The 21,837-nt window shown below is 34.1% G+C and carries 21 protein-coding genes; 12 read left to right on the top strand and 9 right to left on the bottom strand.

Annotation, left to right across the window (positions count from 1 at the left end; translation table 11 throughout):
• Window positions 1–25 precede the first annotated feature (25 nt).
• Entirely contained in the window at window positions 26–1,216 is a 1,191-nt protein-coding gene (locus L1276_RS11355; RefSeq protein WP_056204664.1) for a pyridoxal phosphate-dependent aminotransferase, read from the top strand.
• Between the two features lie 53 nt (window positions 1,217–1,269).
• On the opposite strand, the gene L1276_RS11350 is transcribed toward L1276_RS11355, so the two are convergent.
• A complete protein-coding gene (locus tag L1276_RS11350; RefSeq protein ID WP_253787812.1) occupies window positions 1,270–2,148 on the bottom strand; it encodes a serine hydrolase in 879 nt (292 codons plus the stop codon).
• Window positions 2,149–2,674: 526 nt separating this feature from the next.
• Between L1276_RS11350 and L1276_RS11345 the strand changes: the two genes are divergently transcribed.
• Together L1276_RS11345 and L1276_RS11340 are read left to right on the top strand one after the other, a co-directional pair.
• Window positions 2,675–3,130 (top strand): PA2169 family four-helix-bundle protein, encoded by a 456-nt coding sequence (locus L1276_RS11345; protein WP_253787810.1) that lies wholly within the window; start codon window positions 2,675–2,677, stop codon window positions 3,128–3,130.
• A gap of 334 nt (window positions 3,131–3,464) precedes the next feature.
• Window positions 3,465–5,339, top strand: coding sequence for a U32 family peptidase (locus L1276_RS11340; RefSeq protein WP_253787808.1), 1,875 nt, complete (start codon window positions 3,465–3,467; stop codon window positions 5,337–5,339).
• A gap of 42 nt (window positions 5,340–5,381) precedes the next feature.
• Here the strand turns inward: L1276_RS11340 and L1276_RS11335 are convergent, their stop codons facing one another.
• Window positions 5,382–6,173: a hypothetical protein gene (locus tag L1276_RS11335; RefSeq protein WP_253787806.1), complete on the bottom strand. Its 792-nt coding sequence runs from the start codon at window positions 6,171–6,173 to the stop codon at window positions 5,382–5,384.
• Between the two features lie 887 nt (window positions 6,174–7,060).
• Here L1276_RS11335 and purT point away from each other — a divergent pair.
• From purT to L1276_RS11320, 3 genes are read left to right on the top strand one after another with little or no spacing between them, the layout of a single operon-like run.
• On the top strand, window positions 7,061–8,221 hold the full coding sequence (gene purT, locus L1276_RS11330) for a formate-dependent phosphoribosylglycinamide formyltransferase (protein WP_253787804.1): 1,161 nt from the start codon (window positions 7,061–7,063) through the stop codon (window positions 8,219–8,221).
• 2 nt (window positions 8,222–8,223) lie between these two features.
• Entirely contained in the window at window positions 8,224–8,544 is a 321-nt protein-coding gene (locus L1276_RS11325) for a DUF6370 family protein (RefSeq protein ID WP_253787802.1), read from the top strand.
• Window positions 8,544–9,119, top strand: coding sequence for a Crp/Fnr family transcriptional regulator (locus L1276_RS11320; protein ID WP_073407828.1), 576 nt, complete (start codon window positions 8,544–8,546; stop codon window positions 9,117–9,119). Before L1276_RS11325 ends, L1276_RS11320 begins: the two co-directional genes overlap by 1 nt.
• Window positions 9,120–9,325: 206 nt before the next feature.
• On the opposite strand, the gene aceA is transcribed toward L1276_RS11320, so the two are convergent.
• Window positions 9,326–10,606: an isocitrate lyase gene (gene aceA, locus L1276_RS11315; RefSeq protein WP_253787800.1), complete on the bottom strand. Its 1,281-nt coding sequence runs from the start codon at window positions 10,604–10,606 to the stop codon at window positions 9,326–9,328.
• 140 nt (window positions 10,607–10,746) lie between these two features.
• Window positions 10,747–12,348 carry a malate synthase A gene (gene aceB, locus L1276_RS11310; protein WP_253787798.1) on the bottom strand — a complete coding sequence of 534 codons (1,602 nt, stop codon included), beginning with the start codon at window positions 12,346–12,348 and terminating at the stop codon, window positions 10,747–10,749.
• A 197-nt stretch (window positions 12,349–12,545) separates the two neighbouring features.
• On the opposite strand from aceB, the gene L1276_RS11305 reads away from it, so the two are divergent.
• From L1276_RS11305 to L1276_RS11290, 4 genes are all read left to right on the top strand, one after another.
• Window positions 12,546–14,027: a helix-turn-helix domain-containing protein gene (locus L1276_RS11305; RefSeq protein WP_253787796.1), complete on the top strand. Its 1,482-nt coding sequence runs from the start codon at window positions 12,546–12,548 to the stop codon at window positions 14,025–14,027.
• 7 nt (window positions 14,028–14,034) lie between these two features.
• Window positions 14,035–14,394, top strand: coding sequence for a hypothetical protein (locus L1276_RS11300; protein ID WP_253787794.1), 360 nt, complete (start codon window positions 14,035–14,037; stop codon window positions 14,392–14,394).
• 455 nt (window positions 14,395–14,849) lie between these two features.
• Complete coding sequence (locus L1276_RS11295; RefSeq protein ID WP_253787792.1) at window positions 14,850–15,566, top strand: pirin family protein; 717 nt, start codon at window positions 14,850–14,852, stop codon at window positions 15,564–15,566.
• 150 nt (window positions 15,567–15,716) lie between these two features.
• Window positions 15,717–16,250 (top strand): YceI family protein, encoded by a 534-nt coding sequence (locus L1276_RS11290; RefSeq protein ID WP_253787790.1) that lies wholly within the window; start codon window positions 15,717–15,719, stop codon window positions 16,248–16,250.
• Window positions 16,251–16,538: 288 nt separating this feature from the next.
• Here L1276_RS11290 and L1276_RS11285 read toward each other — a convergent pair whose 3' ends face one another.
• On the bottom strand, window positions 16,539–17,402 hold the full coding sequence (locus L1276_RS11285; RefSeq protein ID WP_253787788.1) for a helix-turn-helix domain-containing protein: 864 nt from the start codon (window positions 17,400–17,402) through the stop codon (window positions 16,539–16,541).
• A gap of 96 nt (window positions 17,403–17,498) precedes the next feature.
• Here L1276_RS11285 and L1276_RS11280 point away from each other — a divergent pair, with 96 nt between their 5' ends.
• The gene (locus L1276_RS11280) at window positions 17,499–17,861 is read left to right on the top strand and encodes a DUF983 domain-containing protein (protein ID WP_253787786.1); all 363 of its coding nucleotides are present in this window, start codon (window positions 17,499–17,501) and stop codon (window positions 17,859–17,861) included.
• A 74-nt stretch (window positions 17,862–17,935) separates the two neighbouring features.
• On the top strand, window positions 17,936–18,811 hold the full coding sequence (fabD, locus tag L1276_RS11275) for an ACP S-malonyltransferase (protein ID WP_253787784.1): 876 nt from the start codon (window positions 17,936–17,938) through the stop codon (window positions 18,809–18,811).
• Between the two features lie 96 nt (window positions 18,812–18,907).
• On the opposite strand, the gene L1276_RS11270 is transcribed toward fabD, so the two are convergent.
• The 4 genes from L1276_RS11270 to L1276_RS11255 form a co-directional block, all read right to left on the bottom strand.
• Complete coding sequence (locus tag L1276_RS11270) at window positions 18,908–19,234, bottom strand: hypothetical protein (RefSeq protein ID WP_253787782.1); 327 nt, start codon at window positions 19,232–19,234, stop codon at window positions 18,908–18,910.
• A complete protein-coding gene (locus L1276_RS11265; protein ID WP_253787780.1) occupies window positions 19,219–19,413 on the bottom strand; it encodes a hypothetical protein in 195 nt (64 codons plus the stop codon). The genes L1276_RS11270 and L1276_RS11265 overlap by 16 nt, the downstream gene beginning before the upstream one ends.
• Window positions 19,414–19,555: 142 nt before the next feature.
• Complete coding sequence (galE, locus tag L1276_RS11260; RefSeq protein WP_253787778.1) at window positions 19,556–20,569, bottom strand: UDP-glucose 4-epimerase GalE; 1,014 nt, start codon at window positions 20,567–20,569, stop codon at window positions 19,556–19,558.
• 34 nt (window positions 20,570–20,603) lie between these two features.
• Window positions 20,604–21,737, bottom strand: coding sequence for a DegT/DnrJ/EryC1/StrS aminotransferase family protein (locus tag L1276_RS11255; RefSeq protein ID WP_253787776.1), 1,134 nt, complete (start codon window positions 21,735–21,737; stop codon window positions 20,604–20,606).
• Between the last annotated feature and the right edge of the window lie 100 nt (window positions 21,738–21,837).

Here is a 21,837-nt window from a genome sequence, read left to right as displayed (position 1 = left end):
ATTAAGGACATTCAAAATTTTTATAATGAACCATATTCTTTCAGACAGAATCAACAACCTTGCGACTTCACAAACATTAGCAATGGCCGCTTTGGCAAGAGAATTAAAAGCTCAAGGAAAAGACATTATCAGTTTAAGTTTAGGTGAACCCGATTTCAATACACCTGACTTTATTAAAGAAGCTGCAAAAAAAGCTATTGACGATAATTACAGTACTTATTCTCCTGTTGATGGATACCAAGACTTAAAAGAAGCTATCTGCAGAAAATTTAAAAGAGACAATAATTTAGAGTACAAACCATCTCAAATTGTAGTTTCTACAGGAGCAAAACAATCTTTATACAACATTGCACAGGTAATGTTAAATGATGGTGACGAAGTTATTTTACCAGCACCATACTGGGTTTCTTATTTTGAAATCGTAAAACTTTCTGGCGGAGTTCCGGTTGAAGTTCCAACTTCTGTAGAAACAGATTTTAAAATTACACCAGAACAATTAGAAGCTGCAATCACACCAAAAACAAAAATGATGTGGTTTTCTTCTCCTTGTAATCCTTCAGGATCTGTTTACAGCAGAGAAGAATTAACAGCGCTTGCAAAAGTTTTAGAAAAACACCCAAATATTTACGTAGTTGCAGATGAAATTTATGAGCACATCAATTTCTCAGGAACTTTCTGCAGTATCGGTTCAATTCCGGGAATGTTAGAAAAAACAATCACAGTAAATGGAGTTGCAAAAGCTTTTGCAATGACTGGATACAGAATTGGATATATCGGAGCTCCAGAATTTATCGCAAAAGCGTGTACAAAAATTCAGGGACAAGTAACTTCCGGAGCAAACTCTGTGGCACAAAGAGCTACAATTACAGCTGTAGATGCTGACCCAAGTGTATTAAACGAAATGGTTCAGGCTTTCCATGGTCGTAGAGATTTAGTTGTTGGACTATTAAAAGAAATCCCGGGAGTAAAAATCAACGTTCCGGAAGGTGCATTTTATGTATTCCCAGACGTTTCTTCTTTCTTCGGAAAAACATTAAAAGGAACTGAAATTAAAGATGCAAACGACGTTTCGATGTACCTTTTGGCCGAAGCAAATGTTGCAACAGTAACAGGAGATGCTTTCGGAAATCCAAATTGTATTCGTTTCTCTTACGCAACAAGCAACGATATTTTAAAAGAAGCATTACGCAGAATCAAAGAAGCTTTGACTGTATAATTAGCTAATATAATATGAAGTAAAAAGGGTGTTTTAAAAACACCCTTTTTTATTTAGTCAATTAAAAGAGCTGCAATACCTTTTGTAATTGAAGTTGGAGAATTACATTCGCAATTACTCAAGCCAATCACATAAACCTGTTCTGCTGGTTCATAAACTCCCATAGATTTAAAACCGAAAATACTTCCGCCATGTTCGTGGATTGTTTTGTTTTTTACCTTTTCCAAATGCCAGCCATATCCATAATCTATATTTGTTCCGTTATTTAATTGATAATTTGTAAAAGCTTTTTCAGTATAAGCCGGACTTAATAATACATTCGTATTTATTGCATTTTGCCATTTCAGCAAATCATCTACAGTAGACATTATCGCCCCTGAAGCATACGGAATAGAAAAACTAATATAATTTGTATTTACATATCCATTCTTGTCACGATAGCCTGAAACCCTGTTTTTAATAATTTTATCATGACTTGCATAATAACTATTTTCCATTCCGGTTTTCTTAAAAATATTTTGGGTTATGAATTCCTCATAAGTTTGTCCTGACACTATTTCAATAATATATCCCAAAAGCACATAGCCGGAATTGCAATATTTATACTGTTCGCCGGGTTTAAAATCAATAGGCTCATTCTTAAAAAAATCTACTAATTCTTTAGGCGACAAATCCCGTCTTGCAATATCTTTAATTGATTTCATACTCGTAAAATCTTTAATTCCTGAAGTATGCGTCAGCAAATGATGCAGTTTAACCACATTTCCATTAATTGGATAATCCGGAATAAACTTCGTAATTTCATCATCAAGTTTAAGTTTCCCCTTTTCAGCAAGCATTAAAATAGAAACAGCCGTAAATTGTTTGGTCATCGAACCAATTTCAAAAACAAATTCAGGTTTCATTCTAATATTCATTTCTAAATCAGCCATTCCAAAAGCTTTTCTATACACCACTTTTCCTTTCTTAACCGCCAGAAAAACAGCTCTCGGATTTTCAGGTTTAAACTTTGAGGTAATTAAACTCTATTTTAGTTTCTAAATTCTGAGCCGACAAGCCCGAACAAGCCATTATAAATAGAATAATAAACGATGTTAAGATTTTTTTCATTTTGCGATGATTTAATTTGATTGACAAAAGTTTTGACGACATCTACCAACTAAAGGTTACAAAATGTAAGTTTTTAAATTATATGGGCGTGTCCTACGGCCGGGCTATCCACTCTATCTTTTGTGGTGAACCCCACCACAAAAGGATGCCGCTCCTATCCCTCACGCAAACCGTAAAATAAGAAAATTCATTTTTCAAATAAAAAACATGCTGAATCTGCAATATAAATAAACGAGCACTTTCAAAATTCCCATTCCACAATATTATAAACGTCAGATATAATCCTGTAAAACATAACACTTTAGAAATCGCCAACTTTGTAATGTATTAATTTAAAAACTATTAGTCATGATACATACAGATGAAACCACAAAAGAAGCAGTTAAAACCTTAGAAGGATTAATTTCAATTCTAGAAGACGGAAAACTAGGATATACAAATGCAGCGGAGCATGTAGAAAACCCAGCAATGAAAACTGACTTTCTTGAATATGCGCGTGAAAGAGCCTTATTTATTGTAGAAATACAAGACGAAATCAATAAACTTGGAAAATCAACAGATACTTCCGGCGGCGGGCCACTTGGAGCTTTACACCGTACTTGGATTGATATTAAATCATCTTTCACAGGCGGAGATACAGAAGCAATCATTAATGCCTGCGTTACTGGTGAAGAAGCTGCAATTGAAAAATATAAAAAAGCACTCGAAGAAAACCATCTCGAATACAGTCAGACTTCAATTGTTTCGAAACAATTAAACAGTATTCAAAATACTTTATCACAAATTAAAATGAGAGCAAACTAATCGATTGGTTCATGCTTTTTTTTAAAACTGCTTGGTCTTCGGATTGAGCGGTTTTTTTTTATCATCAATATTCATGAGCAGATTAAAATCAGTCTCTACAATTTATTTCGAACCTTTGGCTCTTTTTGGGTTATACTTCCTAAGGAACTATTCATTTACAACAAGGTCCCGATTGCTATCAGGATTAATACGTTGAAAAGAATGCAAAATTAAATCATTCCATATTAAGTTAACAATTTCAAAAAAATCCCTTCATCATTAGCAAACTCAAATAATTTATAAGACCTTTGCACACTTTTTTTCGGGAATACCACAAAAGTCTAAAGTTTTAGAAATGAAGAAGAAAATCGAAATATTAGCTCCTGCTAAAGATTTAATTGGAGGAATTGCTGCCATAAATAGTGGTGCAGATGCTGTATATATTGGTGCGCCGCAATTCGGAGCACGTTCTAATGCCAACAACTCTATTGAAGATGTTGCTGAACTAGTAAAATATGCGCATTTATTTAACGCACAGGTTTTTGTGGTTATGAATACCATTTTGTACGACAACGAATTAGAAACTTGTCGTGCAATGATCTGGGAATTGTACGAAATTGGTGTTGACGCCCTGATTATTCAGGACATGGCAATTATGGAAATGGAGCTTCCTCCTATCGTACTTCACGCCAGCACACAAGCCAATAACCGTGATGCCGATAAAATTAAATTCCTTAAAGATGCCGGAATCAAACGTGTGGTTTTAGCGCGTGAATTAAACCTGCATCAAATTAAAACGATTTACGACGAAGCGGATGTTGAGTTAGAATTTTTCGTAACCGGTGCATTATGTGTATCCTTCAGCGGAAACTGTTATATGAGTGTGGCAAACGGAGAACGCAGCGCCAATCGTGGTTCTTGCGCACAAAACTGCCGTTTACCTTATAACTTAATCGACGGAAACGGAGAAACATTAATTAAAAACAGCCACTTACTTTCTATAAAAGATTTAGATATTTCGGAGCAAATTCCAAATCTTATCGAAGCCGGAATCGTTTCTTTTAAAATTGAAGGCCGTTTAAAAGATGTGGTTTATGTTAAAAATAATGTTTCATATTTACGCCAGAAACTTGACAGCTTTTTAGAAGGCGCAGGAAGCGATAAATACACAAAAGCTTCTTCTGGAAAATGTACTTACACTTTTGATTCTTCTTTAAATAGAACCTTCAATCGTGGTTATACGGATTATTTCGTAAACGAAAGACACAGCTCTATTGGTTCTTGGGAAAGTCCAAAATCAAAAGGTCAATATATTGGTAAATTAATCAGAACTATTGGAAACGCTTACGAAATCGAAAACGGTGAGTTACTAAACAACGGTGACGGACTTTGTTTCATCAACGAAAATAATGAAGCTGACGGAATTTACGTAAACAAAGCCGAAAACGGTAAAATTTACCCGAACGTTTTAAAAGAAGTAAAAGACGGAACTTTTATCTACAGAAATAACGACGCTGCTTTCATCAAAATTGTGGAGAGAGAAGATAGTGCTGTTCGTAAATTAAGCACCACTTTATTACTTACTGAAACTGAAACTGGTTTCGAATTAATCGCAACCGATGAAGACGGAAATGTAAGCATTGTAAATTTAGAGCACGCAAAAGAACAGACAAAAACTGGCGAATCCATAGAAGAAAACATCAAAACGCAATTGGCAAAAACAGGTTTCACACCTTACACTGCTGATGAAATCAATATTATGTTTTCTCAAAACTGGTTCCTTCCTATTTCAAAAATCAACGAAATGCGAAGAACGGTTTACGATCAATTGACTGAAATTCGTTTGGCAAATTACAAACGCGAGGAACATCAATTGGTAAAAACATCACATCCGTATCCTGAAACCAAATTAGATTTCATGTACAATGTTTCGAACAAAACGGCTCGTAAATTCTACGAACGTCACGGTGTAACCGAAATCGAAAAAGCATTCGAATTACAATGGGATCCAGGAAAATCTCGTGTAATGACAACCAAATATTGCATCAAATACGAATTAAAAAAATGTCCAATACACCAAAAAGATATAGTAGGTGTCAAGGTAAAAGAACCATTAGTACTAAAACAGGGAGAACTTGAATATAAACTAAAATTCAACTGCAAACCCTGCGAAATGGAAATTTGGGAAAAAGATGCCGAATTTGAAATTGAAGAAGATCATTTTCATTAAGAACAAAAAAGCGATACTCATAAAGTATCGCTTTTTATTTTCTTATTTCTTTTTAGTCGTTTTTGATTCTGCCTTTGGCGGCGTAATCTTCATTTTTGAAACTTTTAATTCTTTTTTGGACTCTGCTTTTGGTTCCGCTTTTTTCTGTCGTTTCGCATTATATAAATTCACAACCTTTTCAATGTCATCATATTTATATTCCTTGTCTTCAATTTTTTTAGCAATTTCCGGACTGTCACTAAAATAATAAACACCAAAGTGCTTAAAAAAAGCATTATATCCAGCAGAAAGAGCATTTGAACTTACAGAAACTAATATAGGATAATCTTCATTACTTCTTTTTAAATAATGATTAACTTGTTTGCTAACCACTTGCATTTTGGCTTCTTTTATCTTTTCGTTTGTCTCTTCATCTTTAACCTTAACATTTTTTATTCCGTATTCCAAACCACCTAAATACAAAGAAGCTTTTCCGTTCATCGTTTTACACAGCCAGCCTTCCTTCTTCACCTTAAATTCTGTACCTTTCTTTTTGTATTCTTTTGTTTTCGTCCATAAAAAAGTATAAGATAATTTTTTATCAGCATCAAAAATCTGAATTGAATCTATCTCGCTTGCTGCATATTTTTCATTATTTTCGCCTACTTTAATTTTTACCTTTTTATCTTCAAAATCAGGAAAATGAACTATACCGCTAACAGTTTGTTTGTCTTTTTTAAAAATTACAGCATCTGCTTTTTGCTGTCCTAATCCAAACCTATATATTACGATTTGAGAACTAACTGCTGATGTAATGAACAAAGCGCTCATCATTAAAAGAAATTTTATTTTCATTATTTGGGGTTTTATTTATAAGCTGGCAAATATATAAATATAGAATGGGTTTGAAGTAAGTTTCAAATCAGCCAGCGTTGAAGTTATCTTATAATTATTAACAAAAAATTCCGTCATAAAATATTTTTGACGCGTTCCTCACGCAAACCGTAGAATGAGAAAATTCGTTTTAAAAATAAAATAGTTTTTTTTAGATTGCCTCCAGCTATAGCTGGAGGTTAAAATAACAATTCTATATTGGCTTTAGCCAAATTAAGCATTTGGCTAAAGCCCTAACTTAATCCATTTCACTGATTCCAGCGAAAGCTGGAGGCAATTCAAAATTAAAAATCTCCTGAATCTCCAAAATCAGCGTTAGAATAAATCTCATTTTATTTATCTTTACTCTTTAAATTAATTTAAATGGAATCGAACAAAAACATTCAAAAATATGCCATCATTGCTGGAGTTTTTGTATGCGCTTTTTTTCCTTTGTTAATTTTTTCTGAAAGCTATTTCATTTTCCAATGTATACAAATATGCAGTTTCGGCATTTTTTGGAATCCAATTTTCTGGGGTATTTTATTTCCATTATTTATAGTTTTTCTATTTTGGAATACCGCAAAAAAAATAAGTCCATCACTAAATCAAATACATTTTTTCAAAGCTTGTTCCCAATTTTCTTTTGGAGTAAGTTCAAAAATTATAATAGCTCTTTTTATAATATATCTTATTGGAATATTCGTAAACGGAATTTCATCAGTAATTAACACACAAATTCCTTATCAAGTTTTGTTTTCAATACTAATGATCTTATTTCTCTCATTCGTATTAATAATTCTAACTTTTATCAGCAGTTTAATTATTGTAAAAGCGAGCCAAAACAACCAAACTTTAAATTAAAAAAAATGAAAATACTACTCCTAGGTTCAGGCGAATTAGGCAAAGAATTTGTCATTGCCGCACAACGAATCGGACAAACCATAATTGCAGTTGACAGTTACGAAAATGCACCAGCCATGCAGGTTGCTCATGGTTTTGAAGTTATCAATATGCTTGATGGCGAAGCTCTTGACCGAATCGTAGCCAAACACCAACCCGATTTTATAGTTCCTGAAATAGAAGCCATTCGAACCGAACGCTTTTACGATTACGAAAAACAAGGCATCACTGTTGTTCCTTCAGCGAAAGCGGCAAACTTTACTATGAACCGTAAAGCTATTCGTGATTTGGCTTCAAAAGAATTAGGCTTAAAAACAGCCAAATACCAATACGCAACATCAGCAGAAGAACTACAAAAAGCCGTTCAGGAAGTTGGAATTCCCTGCGTAGTAAAACCATTAATGTCTTCGTCAGGAAAAGGGCAATCAACAATCAAAACTGAAAGCGATATTGAGAAAGCATGGCAATACGCCGTAGCGGGTTCTCGCGGTGATGTCATTGAAGTAATTGTGGAAGCTTTTGTAGATTTTCATTCAGAAATTACGCTTTTAACGATTACTCAAAATAATAACCCAACATTGTTTTGTGCTCCAATTGGCCACAGACAAGAACGCGGTGATTATCAGGAAAGCTGGCAGCCGGCACAAGTTTCTGAAGCCGATTTATACGAAGCGCAGGATATGGCCGAAAAAATTACCGAAGCGCTTGGCGGTGCCGGGCTTTTTGGTGTTGAATTTTTCTTAACTAAAGAAGGCGTTTATTTCTCTGAACTTTCTCCGCGTCCGCATGATACCGGAATGGTAACTTTGGCAGGAACTCAGAATTTTAATGAATTCGAATTGCATTTAAGAGCGATTTTAAGTCTTCCTATTTTCGAAATTACTTTAGAAAAAGCTGGAGCGAGTGCCGTAATTTTAGCATCCGAAGATTCTACAAACCCAACTTTTACCGGAATTGAAAAAGTAGCCGCTTTAGCAAAAACTGATTTTAGGATTTTTGGCAAACCCACTTCAAGACCCTATCGCCGAATGGGAGTTATTTTAAGCCACGATTCATTAGCCACTCCAATTGAAAAAGTAACCGAACGCGCCAAAGAAACGGCGAAATTAATAACTGTAAATTCTTAACTATGAAAAATATTTTATTAGCGATATTCCTTTTTATTGGAATCGCAGTTCAGGCTCAAAGCAAAAAGAAATTTGATAAACCCACAATCGTAGAAGCTTCATGCGGAGAATGCCAATTCGGAATGAAAGGTAAAAGCTGTGATTTAGCCGTTCGCATTGATGGGAAAAGCTATTTTGTTGACGGAACAACTATCCACGATCATGGAGATGCACATTCAGAAAAAGGTTTTTGCAATGCAATCAGCAAAGCTTTAGTTACGGGAGAAATTAAAGGAGATAGATTTAAAGCAACTTCATTTACCTTAATCGACGATAAAAAATAATGGCATTAATTCTTGAAAACATTGCAAAACACGTTTCGCTGACACCAGAGGAACAGGCACTTTTTTTATCTAAACTGGAAACAAACACTTATAAAGCCAAAACGCTTTTATTAAACGCCGGCGAAGTCTGCAAGCATTCGTATTTTGTAAATTCAGGTATCCTAAGAAGTTTCAATATCAATGATAATATTGTAGAACATGTATTATCATTTGCCTGCGAAGGCTGGTGGATGAGCGACATGTACAGCTTTTTTTCTCAAAAACCAGGACAGCTTTTTATTGAAGTTTTAGAAGAGGCTGAAGTTGTTTCGTTATCCAAAGAAAATCAGGAACAATTGTATCTTGAAATTCCGAAACTGGAACGCTTTTTTAGAATTTTAATTGAAAATTCTTTAGTTGCTAATCAACAAAGATTAATGGACAATTTAAGTTTACCCGCCGAAGAACGTTTTGAAAAATTCACTAAAAAATACGGAACATTAGTTCATAAAGTTCCTCAAAAACAAATCGCTTCTTTCATTGGCGTAACACCCGAATTTTTTAGCAAAATGAAAGCTCGACTTTTGAAGAAATAAGTTTTTTTGCCACAGATTAAAAGGATTAAAGTGATTTTTTTTAGCCACGAATTACACAAATTTCCACGAATTAATTGATTTAAAAATTAAAATAAAATTCGTGGAAATTTGTGTAATTCGTGGCAACATTTTTTTAATCCTTTTAATCTGTGAAATCTGTGGCAAAAACAAAAAAGCCAGTTCAATGAACTGGCCTTTCTTTTGAATTAAAATTGCTCAACCTCAGTAGAATGTTTCATTGCTGTTATTGAAGACCTTCCTATCATAACCGTATTTTGAACGGCATCAAAATAAGAAGTACCAACAAAAGCCTGATGTTTTACCGCTCTGAATCCGTTTTTCTGCAAAGCGAATTCACGTTCCTGCAATTCAGAGTAACCCGCCATTCCGCGTTCTTTATACGCTTTAGACAATTCAAACATGCTTGTATTCAAAGCATGGAATCCGGCCAAAGTAATGAATTGGAATTTATAGCCCATTGCCGCTAAATCTTCTCTAAACGTTTCCATTTCGGCAACGGTTAATTTCGCCGCCCAATTGAAAGACGGAGAACAATTGTATGCCAGCATTTTATCCGGGAATTCTTTTTTCATAGCTGTTGCAAACTTTCTCGCAAATTCTAAATCCGGATTACTGGTTTCCATCCAAATTAAATCAGCGTAAGGCGCGTAGCTTAAGCCTCTAGCAATTCCCTGTTCGATTCCGTTATTTACATAGAAAAAGCCTTCGGCAGTTTTTTCACCAGTTAAGAATTTCCTGTCTCTTGGATCTGCGTCACTCGTTAATAAATTAGCAGCTTCAGCATCTGTTCTGGCAACGATTAAAGTTGAAACGCCCATAACATCCGCAGCCAAACGCGCCGCAATTAATTTATTGATCGCTTCCTGAGTAGGAACCAAAACCTTTCCGCCCAAGTGTCCGCATTTTTTAGCAGAACTCAGCTGATCTTCAAAATGAACTCCGGAAGCTCCTGCTTCAATCATCGATTTCATTAATTCGAAAGCATTTAAGTTGCCGCCAAAACCTGCTTCCGCATCAGCTACAATCGGAACCAAATAATCTTTTCTATCTTCAATTTTATTTACAGTTTGAATCTGATCAGCACGCAATAAAGCATTATTGATCTTTTTTACCACCATCGGAACGCTGTTTACCGGATAAAGTGATTGGTCAGGATACATTTCTCCCGCCAGATTTGCATCAGCAGCAACCTGCCATCCGCTTAAATAAATCGCTTCCAAACCTGCATCAACTTCCTGAATCGCCTGATTTCCAGTTAACGCGCCCAAACCAGCTACATAATCCTGACTTTTTAACTTTTTCCATAATTTCTCTGCACCCATTTTCGCAATAGAATGCTCAATTTTATACGATCCCTGAAGCGTCACAACTTCACTCGCAGTGTAAGGACGTTCAACACCTTTCCATCTTGGGTTCGTGATCCAATCGTTAATCAATTCCTGAATTCTGTCTTCTGTTGTTTTCATAAGTATAGTTTAAGTGGTTAGTAAGTAATAGGTGTTTTTAATTTCCTGCAAGGTCTTTTTTTGACCTTGTAGGTATTTGTAATTACGATCACGATACCTACAAGGTTTTGAAAACCTTGCAGGGATTCTAATCAATTCTTTTACAAATATTTGTAACACGGAATAGTCAAAAAGTCAACGAAATCAGTATTTACTACTAATCTTTCCAGTACTTTTTCAGCCAATGGAAATTGTTGTTTTTCGTGATTTTCTTCTCCCAGTTCTTCTTTTATTTTTCTGAATTCGTCTAAAGCCAATTCATGATAATACGCCAAATCTAATTTTCGCCCATTATCCAAAAGCACTTTATTCTGAAGCCATTGCCACAATTGCGATCTCGAAATTTCGGCTGTTGCAGCGTCTTCCATTAAATTATGCAATGCGGCTGCGCCTTGTCCGTTTAACCATGAAGCCAGGTACAAAACCCCAACATTGATATTTTTTCGAACACCATTTTCAGTAATGATTCCAATTGGTGGTTCAATTAAATCAGCTTCTGTAATTTTTCGATGTTCTCTTTTAATATGAATTTGATTTGGAGTCGGCATTCCTTTATCAAAAATTTCTTTTGCCAGCGAAACCAAATCCGGATGTGCTACCCAGGTTCCGTCGTGTCCGTTTTTAACTTCACGTTCTTTGTCGGTTTTTACTTTTGCGAAAGCGACAGCATTGGCTTCTTCATTATTTCGAATCGGAATCTGCGCTGCCATTCCCCCAATCGCATGAATTCCACGTTTATGACATCTTTGAATTACCAAATTTGAATAAGCATTCATAAAAGGCGAAGTCATAGTTACCTGATCACGATCCGGAACAATGAATTTTGGATTTTTTCTAAACTTTTTGATATAAGAGAAAATATAATCCCAGCGTCCGCAGTTCAAACCAACGATATGCTCTTTTAATTCGTAAATGATTTCATCTAATTGAAAACTTGCCGTTATGGTTTCAATTAAAACCGTCACTTTTATCGTTCCTCTTTTTAGTTTCAAATAATCCTCGGTAAAATCAATTACATTATTCCACCAACGTGCTTCCAGATAATGTTCTAATTTCGGAATGTAGAAATACGGTCCAGAATTGTTTTCTAAAAGTCGTTTATGATTATGAAAAACATACAAACCAAAATCTACCAAAGAACCCGAAACTTCATTTCCCTCGATTAAAACATGTTTTTCCGGCAAATGCAAACCTCTCGGACGAACAATTAATGCTGCGATTTTTTCATTTAAATGATACGATTTTTGCTTTACCAAATCAGTATGTGTAATTGTTTTATTAACCGCGTCGATTAAATTCAGCTGGCCTTCCATTAGATTTTGCCAGGTTGGCGAAGTGCTGTCTTCAAAATCGGCCATAAAAGTTTTGGCTCCTGAGTTCAATGCATTGATAATCATTTTACGATCAACTGGTCCGGTAATTTCCACTCTACGATCTAGTAAATCTTTCGGAATTTCTCCCGCTTTCCAATTGCCCTCTCTTACACTTTTGGTTTCTGGAATAAAAACCGGCATAATTCCCTGATCAAAAGTGACTTGTTTTTGCTCGCGCTGTAAAAGCAATAGTTTTCGCTGTGATTCGAATTTTCTATGCAATTCGGTTATAAAAACAATCGCTTCTTCTGTCCAGATCTTTGGATAACGAAGCTTCTTTTCGGCTAAAAATTCCATCGCCGTTTCGGTAATTTCTAATTGGTTTTTCATAGCTGTGGTTTTTAATTTGATTAGCAGCAATTGAATCGTTTACCTGTTTTTCAAAAACAATAAAACATAACAAACTGATAATTAATATTTTCTACACCACAATATTAGAAAAAAGTTTTTTACAAAACAAGCGAACGTTCGCTAAAAATGAAAAATAATTTTTTGGCGATTATTTTTAGAATAACTATATTTGGTTCATGGATATTGAAAAAGACTATATAAAGCTGATCTTCGGACTAAAATTGAAGCAAGTCAGAACGCAGAAAAATCTGTCACTTTTTGGCTTGGCTAAATTGACAAATCTTTCAAAATCGTATTTAAACGAGATTGAGAAGGGAAAAAAATATCCAAAAACAGATAAAATTTTGCTTCTCTGCGAACATCTGGACGTCACTTACGATCAAATGGTATCTTTAAAACTCGATAATAATCTCGCTCCGATTGGCGAAATCTTAAAATCAGGTATTTTAAAAGAGATTCCGTTGGAGCTTTTCGGAATTCAGGAAGCTGATTTAATTGATATTATCGCCAATGCTCCTGCAAAAGTCAATGCCTTTATTAGTACGATTATCGAAATTGCACAACATTATAATTTAAGCCGTGAAAGTTTCTTTTTGGCCGCTTTACGTTCGTATCAGGAAGCGCACAGTAATTATTTTGAAGATTTAGAAGAAAAAGTAATTGCATTTTCGAAGTCGTTTCAAATTAATCTTTATTCTAAAATAAGTATTGAAGAATTGGAAGCAATTTTAAAAGAAGAATTCGAATACAACATCAAAGAAATTGCTTTTACAGATCAGGAAGCTTTGGGCGATTTACGTTCAATTTATGTTCCTAAAAGCAAAACTTTATTACTTTCTACAGAACTCGATGCTCCGCAGAAAGCTTTTATTCTTGCCAAAGAAATCGCTTATAATTATTTAAAAATCTCAGATCGTTTATTGACTTTCAGCTGGATTAAGTTTGAAAATTTCGATCAGGTTCTGCATAACTTTTATGCTTCTTATTTTGCCGGTGCTTTATTGTTACCGAGAAAATTAGTGGTTGATAAAATCAATTCTTTTTTGGAAAATGAAAATCCAAAACCGGAAGAATTTGTTCAATTAATAGAAAGTTTTGAAGTTTCGCCAGAATCTTTTTATCAGCGATTAACTAATTTATTACCGAAAGATTTTCAGCTTAAAAATTTATTCTTTTTAAGATTATCACACCGAATTAATTCTGATGTCTACCAAATCAATAAAGAATTACATATTACACATCAGCAGGAACCGCATGCTAACGAAACCAACGAACATTATTGCAGAAGATGGGTTTCGGTTAAAACTATAGACGAAGCTATCAAACAAAATAAATCTCATTTTTTTGACGCGCAAATATCAAGCTACGCCAATAGCGGAAACGAATATTTGGTTTTTTCATCGGCAACAAAAGATCCTTTTGCAGAAAATTATATCAGAAGCATATCTGTCGGCATTTTAATTAATCCGACAATGAAAAAGAAATTTAAATTCATTGATGGAAAACCTTTAGTAAAACGAATTGTTGGTGTTACCTGTGAAACTTGTGCTGTTCAGGATTGCCTTGAAAGAGCTGCGCCGCCGATTGCTTTGGAAAGAAAAAAACGCCATGAGAATACGGATGTAGTTGTACAGCAGTTTATTAATCAATACAGTTAGAAACATTATGAAATATCTTGCCTTAATAATAATACTATTTTCCATTAACTTAAGCCAAAAAACAGATAAGCTTAATGGCCGTTACAATTATTTAATTGAAGAAGACAATTCTTATATTCAAAAAGATAAAATTACTTTTAACGATAGTGTTTTCAAATTTGATAACAAGTATTTACCAAAAGGGAAAATTTCTTATGGAAATGTAATATTATTGGATAATTTCATTAATACTGATTTGATTATCAGCATTTCAAAAGACCAAATTACAAAAGACACTATTCTATTTAATATGCATGATAAGCAAAGTTCTTCTGCAAATTATCTTGACGAGGTGGTAGGAAAAGGGAAATTAATTAGAATTAAATAATTCAGCGCAATCTTGTCATCCTGAGGAACGAAGGATCACACTCGGAATTCGACAAAGATTGGCGATTATGCAGACGGAATTTCTTGTGTGATCCTTCGTTCCTCAGGATGACAAACTGAAACCTTTATACTTCTGTTATTTTACATCTAAATAACTTTTGAAACAAAAACTTCTAGTTTAGCCCCGATAGAAGTGGAAATCCTTTTGTATCTCGTTTCTTTAACGAGACACAAAAGATTACTTCGTCAGTTCGCTATCGCTCGTGTGAAACGAATAGCGGGACGTCAGGTCTTTTGAAAACTAAAATTTCTGCTCCAGAAAAACCTTTGCACCTAAAACCTTAGTACCTTAGAACCTCAAAAACTCAGCTCCTTAAAGAACTTAATCTAGGTTAAGTGCCTTTCCTTGACCTTGACTGTATCTTTGTACTATCAAAATCAATAAAAGACAAAATCATGGAAAATATAGTATTACACAAAGCAGAAACAAGAGGAAATGCAAATCACGGATGGCTTAATGCTTATCACAGTTTTAGTTTTGCAAGCTGGTACAATCCGGACAGAATTCAGTTTGGAGCACTTCGTGTTTTGAACGATGACACAATTGCCGGCGGAATGGGATTTGGAACGCATCCTCACGATAATATGGAAATCATTACGATTCCGTTGGAAGGTGATTTAGCTCACAAAGACAGCATGGGGAATACTGAAATCATCAAAAATGGCGATATTCAGGTTATGAGTGCCGGAACCGGAGTGCAGCATAGTGAGTTTAACCCAAATGCCGATCAGCAGACTAAATTGTTGCAAATCTGGTTGTTTCCAAATAAAAGAAACGTTGCACCGCGTTACCAGCAAATTACTTTAGATGTTGCTGACAGACACAATAAATTGTCTCAGATTTTATCTCCAAATACAGATGATGAAGGAGTTTGGATTCATCAAGACGCTTGGTTCAACATGGGGAATTTTGATGCCGGGATTTCTACGGAATATAAAATTAAAAAAGAAGGAAACGGAGTTTATGCTTTCGTTTTAAAAGGAAATGTTACCATCAACGGTCAGGAATTAAATTCTCGTGATGCGGTTGGAATTTCAGGAACTGATACTTTAAATATTAAAGCAAATACAGATGCTGAATTTTTATTAATGGACATTCCGATGAACTATTAATTCGACAGCAATTTTTCAAACAACAAAAACAAAACAAACAGGAAATCAAAAAGTTATTTTATTTCTTAATCTAGGTTAAGTGCCAAATGAAGACTACCGAAGTAACTTTGTCCTATCAAAATGAAATTAATTATTTAAAAAATAAAAATTATGGCAACTACAAAATGGTCAATTGACCCAACACATTCAGAAATTGGTTTTAAAGTTAAACACATGATGTTTACAAATGTTTCAGGTAAATTTGGAACTTACGATGCAACAATTACTACAGAAGGAGACAACTTTGAAAATGCAACTATTGAATTTTCTGCTGATATTGCTTCAGTTGATACTGCAAATGCAGACAGAGACGGACATTTAAGAAGCGGAGATTTCTTTGATGCTGAGAATCATCCAAAATTGACTTTCAAAGCTACTTCATTCAAAAAAGTTAATGAAGGAAGCTATGAAATTACTGGAGATTTAAACATTAAAGGTGTTTCTAAAAGCGTAACTTTTCCTGTAGAATACAGCGGAATCTTAACTGATCCTTGGGGAAATACAAAAGTAGGTTTAAGCATAGAAGGAAAAATTAATCGTAAAGATTGGGGATTAAACTGGAACTCAGCTCTTGAAACTGGAGGCGTTTTAGTTGGAGAAGAAGTAAAATTAAACATTGAATTACAATTTGTAAAACAAGCTTAATACTTTATAATAGGTTTTAATTTGGTTGGTTAAGAAGCCTGCACCTTTTATCGGGAGTGCAGGCTTTTTTTTGTTTGCCACTAATTACACGAATTTCCACTAATTTTTTTCTTTCAAAACTGAAAATGTTTTTTTTTATCTGCCACAGATTAAAAGGATTTTCACGGATTATTTATTCTTAACAATGCAGAAAAAAATCTTTTTAATCTTTTTAATCCTTTTAATCTGTGGCAAAAAAAAAAAAAAACAATTCGTGAAAATTCGTGTAATTGGTGGCAAACTTAAAACTTATCGCACTGTATTTCGAAATTCTGTTGGCGACATTCCTGTTTGTTTTTTAAAGAATCGGGAAAAATAGGAGTAATCTTCGTAGCCTACTTTAAATGCTACTTCATTTACCGCTAATTGTTTATCGATCAACATTCGTTTTATTTCAAGGATTACGCGATCTGTTATAACTTCTGTTGCGGTTTTTTGGAGGATTTCGTTGCAGATTCTGTTTAAGTGTTTTAATGTAATATTTAATTTTTCTGCGTAGAAAGACGGCAGTTTTTCGGTTCTGAAATATTCCTCCAAAAGCGATTCAAACTTGTTGATTTTAATATTGTACGAATGCGTTTGATGGGAATACGTTTCACTGTATTTTCGGGCAATTTCTATATGAATTGAATCTAACAGATTCAGCATTTTATCGAGCTGATATCTATTACTTTCGTTGTTTTCCTGAATCAGCAAATTAAAATAAGGCTGGATTTTAGGAATTTCTTTTTCCTCAAAAACCATTTCAGGCCGGTTATGAATGGAATGATAAAAATTATAATCGTTGATATTTTTTTGTCCGAAATACAAATTGTACAATTCCTGCGAAAAGATAATTACAAAACCTTCAATATCTTCAGACAAACTCCAATGATGCATTTGTCCGGGTTGCAGCACAAACAAGCTTCCTCTTTTTATTTCAAATTGATCAAAATCGACTTCGTGCTGTCCGGAACCTTTTGTAAAAAATACCATTAAATAGGAATCATGCCGGTGCGGTTCTTCGACAAAACTGTGGCTTTTTAGATGCTCTTTAAATGTATTCGCGTAAAAATCACGATGAATATCATTGCAGCTAAAATTCTGAACACTGTAAATTGGGTATTTCTTCATAACAAATGTCTTTATTGTGCTATAATAAGCGAAGATATAAAAAAGACTTTTATCCTGCTCTGAATTACCTTTGTATAAATAAAAAACAACAATATCATGTCAAATGCATTAACTCATATTTTAAGCAACGAATGTCCGATTTGTCATAAAGGAAAAGTATTTACAGATAAAAATATTTTTTTAACTTTCGGTCTTCCAAAAATGAATGAATACTGCAGTCATTGTAATTATAAATTTCAAAAAGAGCCTGGTTATTTCTTTGGTGCTATGTATGTAAACTACGGATTAACAGTCGCTCAGGGAATTGCAACGTATTGTATTGCTCAGTTTTTCTTTGAGACGAATTTCGATTTAAGAATTATTCCAATCATCGCAGTTGTGATTACTTTACTCACTTCTTTCAATCTTCGATTTTCAAGATTAGCATGGATTTATATGTTTAAGGATTATACGAGCTAAAAAAATAGTACTTTTGCCTTCCAATTGAAACTAATTTTCAATTTTAAAAAAAAAGTAAAAATTAAATTAGACAAATGAAAGCATACGTATTTCCGGGTCAGGGCGCACAGTTTACAGGAATGGGCAAAGACTTATATGAAAACTCGGCTTTAGCCCAAGAATTATTCGAAAAAGCTAACGAAATTTTAGGTTTTAGAATTACTGATATTATGTTTGAAGGTACTGCCGAAGAACTAAAAGAAACTAAAGTTACACAGCCAGCCGTATTTTTACACTCTGTTATTTTAGCAAAAACTTTAGGCGATGATTTTAAACCAGAAATGGTTGCAGGACATTCTTTAGGAGAATTTTCAGCTTTGGTTGCCAATGGAGCTTTATCTTTTGAAGATGGTTTGAAATTAGTTTCTCAGCGTGCTTTAGCAATGCAAAAAGCCTGTGAAATTACCCCATCTACAATGGCAGCAGTTTTAGGCTTAGCTGATAATATTGTTGAAGAAGTTTGTGCTTCTATTGACGGAATTGTAGTTGCTGCAAACTATAACTGCCCTGGACAATTAGTAATTTCCGGAGAAACTTCAGCAGTTGAAAAAGCTTGTGAAGCAATGAAAGCTGCAGGAGCAAAACGTGCGTTAATTTTACCTGTTGGTGGCGCATTTCACTCGCCAATGATGGAACCGGCAAGAGAAGAATTAGCCGCTGCAATTGAAGCAACTACTTTTTCTACTCCAATCTGCCCAGTGTATCAAAACGTAACTGCAAATGCAGTTTCTGATGCAAACGAAATTAAAAAGAATTTAATCATTCAGTTGACTGCTCCTGTAAAATGGACGCAATCTGTACAGCAGATGATCGCCGACGGTGCTACTTTATTCACCGAAGTTGGCCCAGGAAAAGTATTAGCTGGTTTGATTAATAAAATTGATAAAGAAGCGGTTACTGCGAATGCTTAATTTTTAAGTAATCAGTATTCAGTTTTTTAGTGATCAGTATTAATTGTATAAATAAAAAAAATCCTCATGAACGAAATGTTTATGAGGATTTTGTTTTTATAGCTCTTTTGCTTCTTCTGCATAATTATTTGTAATTCCAGTTATTACATAATTCTGATCTCTTTTCTCAAAGAAAATATACCAAGTTGTTCTTGCATTTGATTTATAAAAAATATAATTCGAACCTAAACATTGAAGTGATTTTGGGGTTTTCTTGTGAAGAGATCTTTTAATTATTTCCGGAACGGCATCATAAATATTGTCAACATATTCTTCTGCAGATTCTATAAAACCAAAATATTGTTTTTTGTATAAAATTACAACCAAATCATCAAGGTAACTAATTACTAATGGCGTAAAAATAACTTCTATTTTCCCCACCATTCTCTAATTCTCCTTTTCGATTCTGCTTTCGCCTCTTCTAAAGTCATTCCTTTTTCAAACTCAGCGTCAAAATCAAAAGTTTCGGGATCTATTCCTTTGAATTTAGGCTTTTGAATTTCATATTCTATTCTTGGTTCTTCTACCTTATCATTTTTTTTATTTTCCTTTTCTGAGCTCATAATTCCTACATTTTAATCTTATAAATTTACAAAATAAATTTACCTAAAATAAAAAATCTCAAACAATCTAAATGATCATTTGAGATTTTTTTATATAGTTACTAGCAACTGATTACTAAAAACTGACCACTGAATACTAAAATTAAGAACGAACCTTTTGTTCCCATTTCCAAGCACTTTCCATTGCTTCGTCTAAACTTAATTCTGCTTTCCAGCCTAAAACATTATTTGCTTTATCTGTGTTTGCATAAGCTTCTGTAACATCACCTTCACGTCTTGGCATAATTTTGAACGGTAATTTTTTATCACTTACTTTTTCAAAACTATGAATTACTTCTAACACAGAACTTCCTGTACCAGTACCTAAATTAAAAGTTTCTACTTTTTCTAAATTCTTTTTGTTCAATAAACGCTGTAATGCAATTACGTGCGCTTTTGCCAAATCGACAACGTGAATATAATCACGAACTGCGGTTCCGTCTGGTGTTGGATAATCATTTCCAAAAACCGATAATTCCTGACGTAATCCTACTCCAGTCTGCGTAATAAAAGGTACTAAATTTTGCGGAACTCCCAAAGGCAATTCTCCAATTTCAGCCGACGAATGTGCTCCAACCGGATTAAAATAACGCAATAAAATAGCACTTATATTAGTTACTTTAGCTGTATCTGTAATGATTTCTTCTCCAATTTGTTTTGTGTTTCCGTAAGGAGACATTGCAATTTGAACTGGAGCATTTTCTGTAATTGGCATTTTTTCGGCTTGACCGTAAACGGTACATGACGAGCTAAAAATAAAACTTGCCTCAGGTTTTTGCTGCAATTCCTGTAAAAGATAAACTAAACTGCTAATGTTATTTTCATAATACAACAAAGGCTGTTCAACACTTTCACCAACTGCTTTTGAAGCTGCAAAATGAATTACTCCAGTAACATCATTATGTTTTTTAAAGAAATCCTGAACGGCACTTTTTTCTCTTAAATCAATTTTTTCGAATAAAGGCGTTTTTCCTGTAATTGCAGTAATTCCTTTTAAAACATCTTCTGAAGAATTTGAAAGATTATCAATTATCACAACTTCAAAGCCTTCATTTTGCAATTCGACTACCGTGTGAGAACCTATAAATCCTAATCCTCCTGTTACTAATACTTTCATTTACTTGGTTTTTTGTGGTTATTTTGGCTGTTAATTATTTATTTAAAAACTCTAAAACTGAATCTGTAATAAATTTGATCTGTTCGTCATCAAGTTCAGTATGCATTGGTAAAGCAATCACTTCTTGCACTAATTGATTTGTAACCGGAAATTGCTCTTCTTTATAACGAGGATCTAAATATGCTTTTTGAGAATGCAATGGAATTGGATAATAAATAGCGCATGGAATTCCTTTATCTAATAAATACTGCATTAAAGCATTTCTATCAGCATCTAAAATTCTTAAAACATATTGATGAAAAACGTGATCATTTTCATTTGCATCAAATTCTGGTGTAATAATGTGTTTATTTCCAGCAAAAGCGGCATTGTATTTTGAAGCCGCTAAACGACGTGCTGTATTGTATTCATCTAACAAAGGTAGTTTTGCATTTAAAACTCCGGCCTGAATACTATCTAAACGTGAATTTACACCTACAACATCATGATGGTAACGCTCGTACATCCCGTGATTTACGATTCCGCGGATGATGTGCGCTAATTTATCATCATTTGTAAAAATAGCCCCGCCGTCTCCATAGCATCCTAAATTTTTAGAAGGAAAAAATGAAGTTGCCGCAACGTGTCCAATAACACCAACTTTGCTTTTAGTTCCAGATTTTGAAATATAATCAGCACCAATTGCCTGCGCATTATCTTCGATTACATATAAATTATGTTCTGCTGCAATTTCCATAATCGCATCCATATTAGCAGCGCGTCCAAATAAATGTACTGGAACAATTGCTTTAGTTTTTGGAGTAATGGCTTTTTTAACGGCATCAATATCGATGTTCATATTATGCAAATCAACATCAACCAAAACCGGCGTTAATTGTAATAAAGCAATCACTTCAACGGTTGCTGCAAAAGTAAAATCAGCAGTAATAACTTCATCACCTGGTTTTAAATCCAGAGCCATCATTGCAATTTGCAAAGCATCTGTTCCATTTGCACATGGAATTACGTGTTTTGCTCCTAAATAGTCTTCAAGATTTTTTTGAAATTGATGAACCAAAGGTCCGTTTATATAAGTGTTTGTGTCTAAAACTTCCTGAATTGAAGCGTCAACAGTACTTTTTATTTTTTCGTATTGACTTTTTAAGTCAACCATTTGTATTTTTTTCATTTTCGAATAATGTTTAAAATTAAAGACTCTATTTTAGACAGAAATCTCTAAAAGGAGGAACAAAAATAGTTATTAATAGCTTCAAACCAATGAAAATAGT

The sequence above is a fragment of the Flavobacterium sp. HSC-32F16 genome (assembly GCF_024171645.1).
Classification (GTDB): Bacteria; Bacteroidota; Bacteroidia; order Flavobacteriales; family Flavobacteriaceae; genus Flavobacterium.
The sequence above is the reverse complement of the archived record's forward strand: the minus strand, read 5'-3'. Positions and strand labels throughout refer to the sequence as shown.

Bases quoted from the DNA above. Each gene is read 5' to 3' on its own strand.
- L1276_RS11350 (WP_253787812.1), bottom strand. From the start codon at position 2,148: ATGGCTGATTTAGAAATGAATATTAGAATGAAACCTGAATTTGTTTTT.
- L1276_RS11340 (WP_253787808.1), top strand. From the start codon at position 3,465: ATGAAGAAGAAAATCGAAATATTAGCTCCTGCTAAAGATTTAATTGGA.
- L1276_RS11255 (WP_253787776.1), bottom strand. From the start codon at position 21,737: ATGAAAAAAATACAAATGGTTGACTTAAAAAGTCAATACGAAAAAATA.
- aceA (WP_253787800.1), bottom strand. From the start codon at position 10,606: ATGAAAACAACAGAAGACAGAATTCAGGAATTGATTAACGATTGGATC.
- L1276_RS11300 (WP_253787794.1), top strand. From the start codon at position 14,035: ATGAAATATCTTGCCTTAATAATAATACTATTTTCCATTAACTTAAGC.
- L1276_RS11335 (WP_253787806.1), bottom strand. From the start codon at position 6,173: ATGAAAATAAAATTTCTTTTAATGATGAGCGCTTTGTTCATTACATCA.
- fabD (WP_253787784.1), top strand. From the start codon at position 17,936: ATGAAAGCATACGTATTTCCGGGTCAGGGCGCACAGTTTACAGGAATG.
- L1276_RS11265 (WP_253787780.1), bottom strand. From the start codon at position 19,413: ATGAGCTCAGAAAAGGAAAATAAAAAAAATGATAAGGTAGAAGAACCA.
- purT (WP_253787804.1), top strand. From the start codon at position 7,061: ATGAAAATACTACTCCTAGGTTCAGGCGAATTAGGCAAAGAATTTGTC.
- L1276_RS11285 (WP_253787788.1), bottom strand. From the start codon at position 17,402: ATGAAGAAATACCCAATTTACAGTGTTCAGAATTTTAGCTGCAATGAT.
- galE (WP_253787778.1), bottom strand. From the start codon at position 20,569: ATGAAAGTATTAGTAACAGGAGGATTAGGATTTATAGGTTCTCACACG.
- L1276_RS11325 (WP_253787802.1), top strand. From the start codon at position 8,224: ATGAAAAATATTTTATTAGCGATATTCCTTTTTATTGGAATCGCAGTT.
- L1276_RS11355 (WP_056204664.1), top strand. From the start codon at position 26: ATGAACCATATTCTTTCAGACAGAATCAACAACCTTGCGACTTCACAA.
- L1276_RS11305 (WP_253787796.1), top strand. From the start codon at position 12,546: ATGGATATTGAAAAAGACTATATAAAGCTGATCTTCGGACTAAAATTG.
- L1276_RS11345 (WP_253787810.1), top strand. From the start codon at position 2,675: ATGATACATACAGATGAAACCACAAAAGAAGCAGTTAAAACCTTAGAA.
- L1276_RS11280 (WP_253787786.1), top strand. From the start codon at position 17,499: ATGTCAAATGCATTAACTCATATTTTAAGCAACGAATGTCCGATTTGT.
- aceB (WP_253787798.1), bottom strand. From the start codon at position 12,348: ATGAAAAACCAATTAGAAATTACCGAAACGGCGATGGAATTTTTAGCC.
- L1276_RS11270 (WP_253787782.1), bottom strand. From the start codon at position 19,234: ATGGTGGGGAAAATAGAAGTTATTTTTACGCCATTAGTAATTAGTTAC.
- L1276_RS11320 (WP_073407828.1), top strand. From the start codon at position 8,544: ATGGCATTAATTCTTGAAAACATTGCAAAACACGTTTCGCTGACACCA.
- L1276_RS11295 (WP_253787792.1), top strand. From the start codon at position 14,850: ATGGAAAATATAGTATTACACAAAGCAGAAACAAGAGGAAATGCAAAT.
- L1276_RS11290 (WP_253787790.1), top strand. From the start codon at position 15,717: ATGGCAACTACAAAATGGTCAATTGACCCAACACATTCAGAAATTGGT.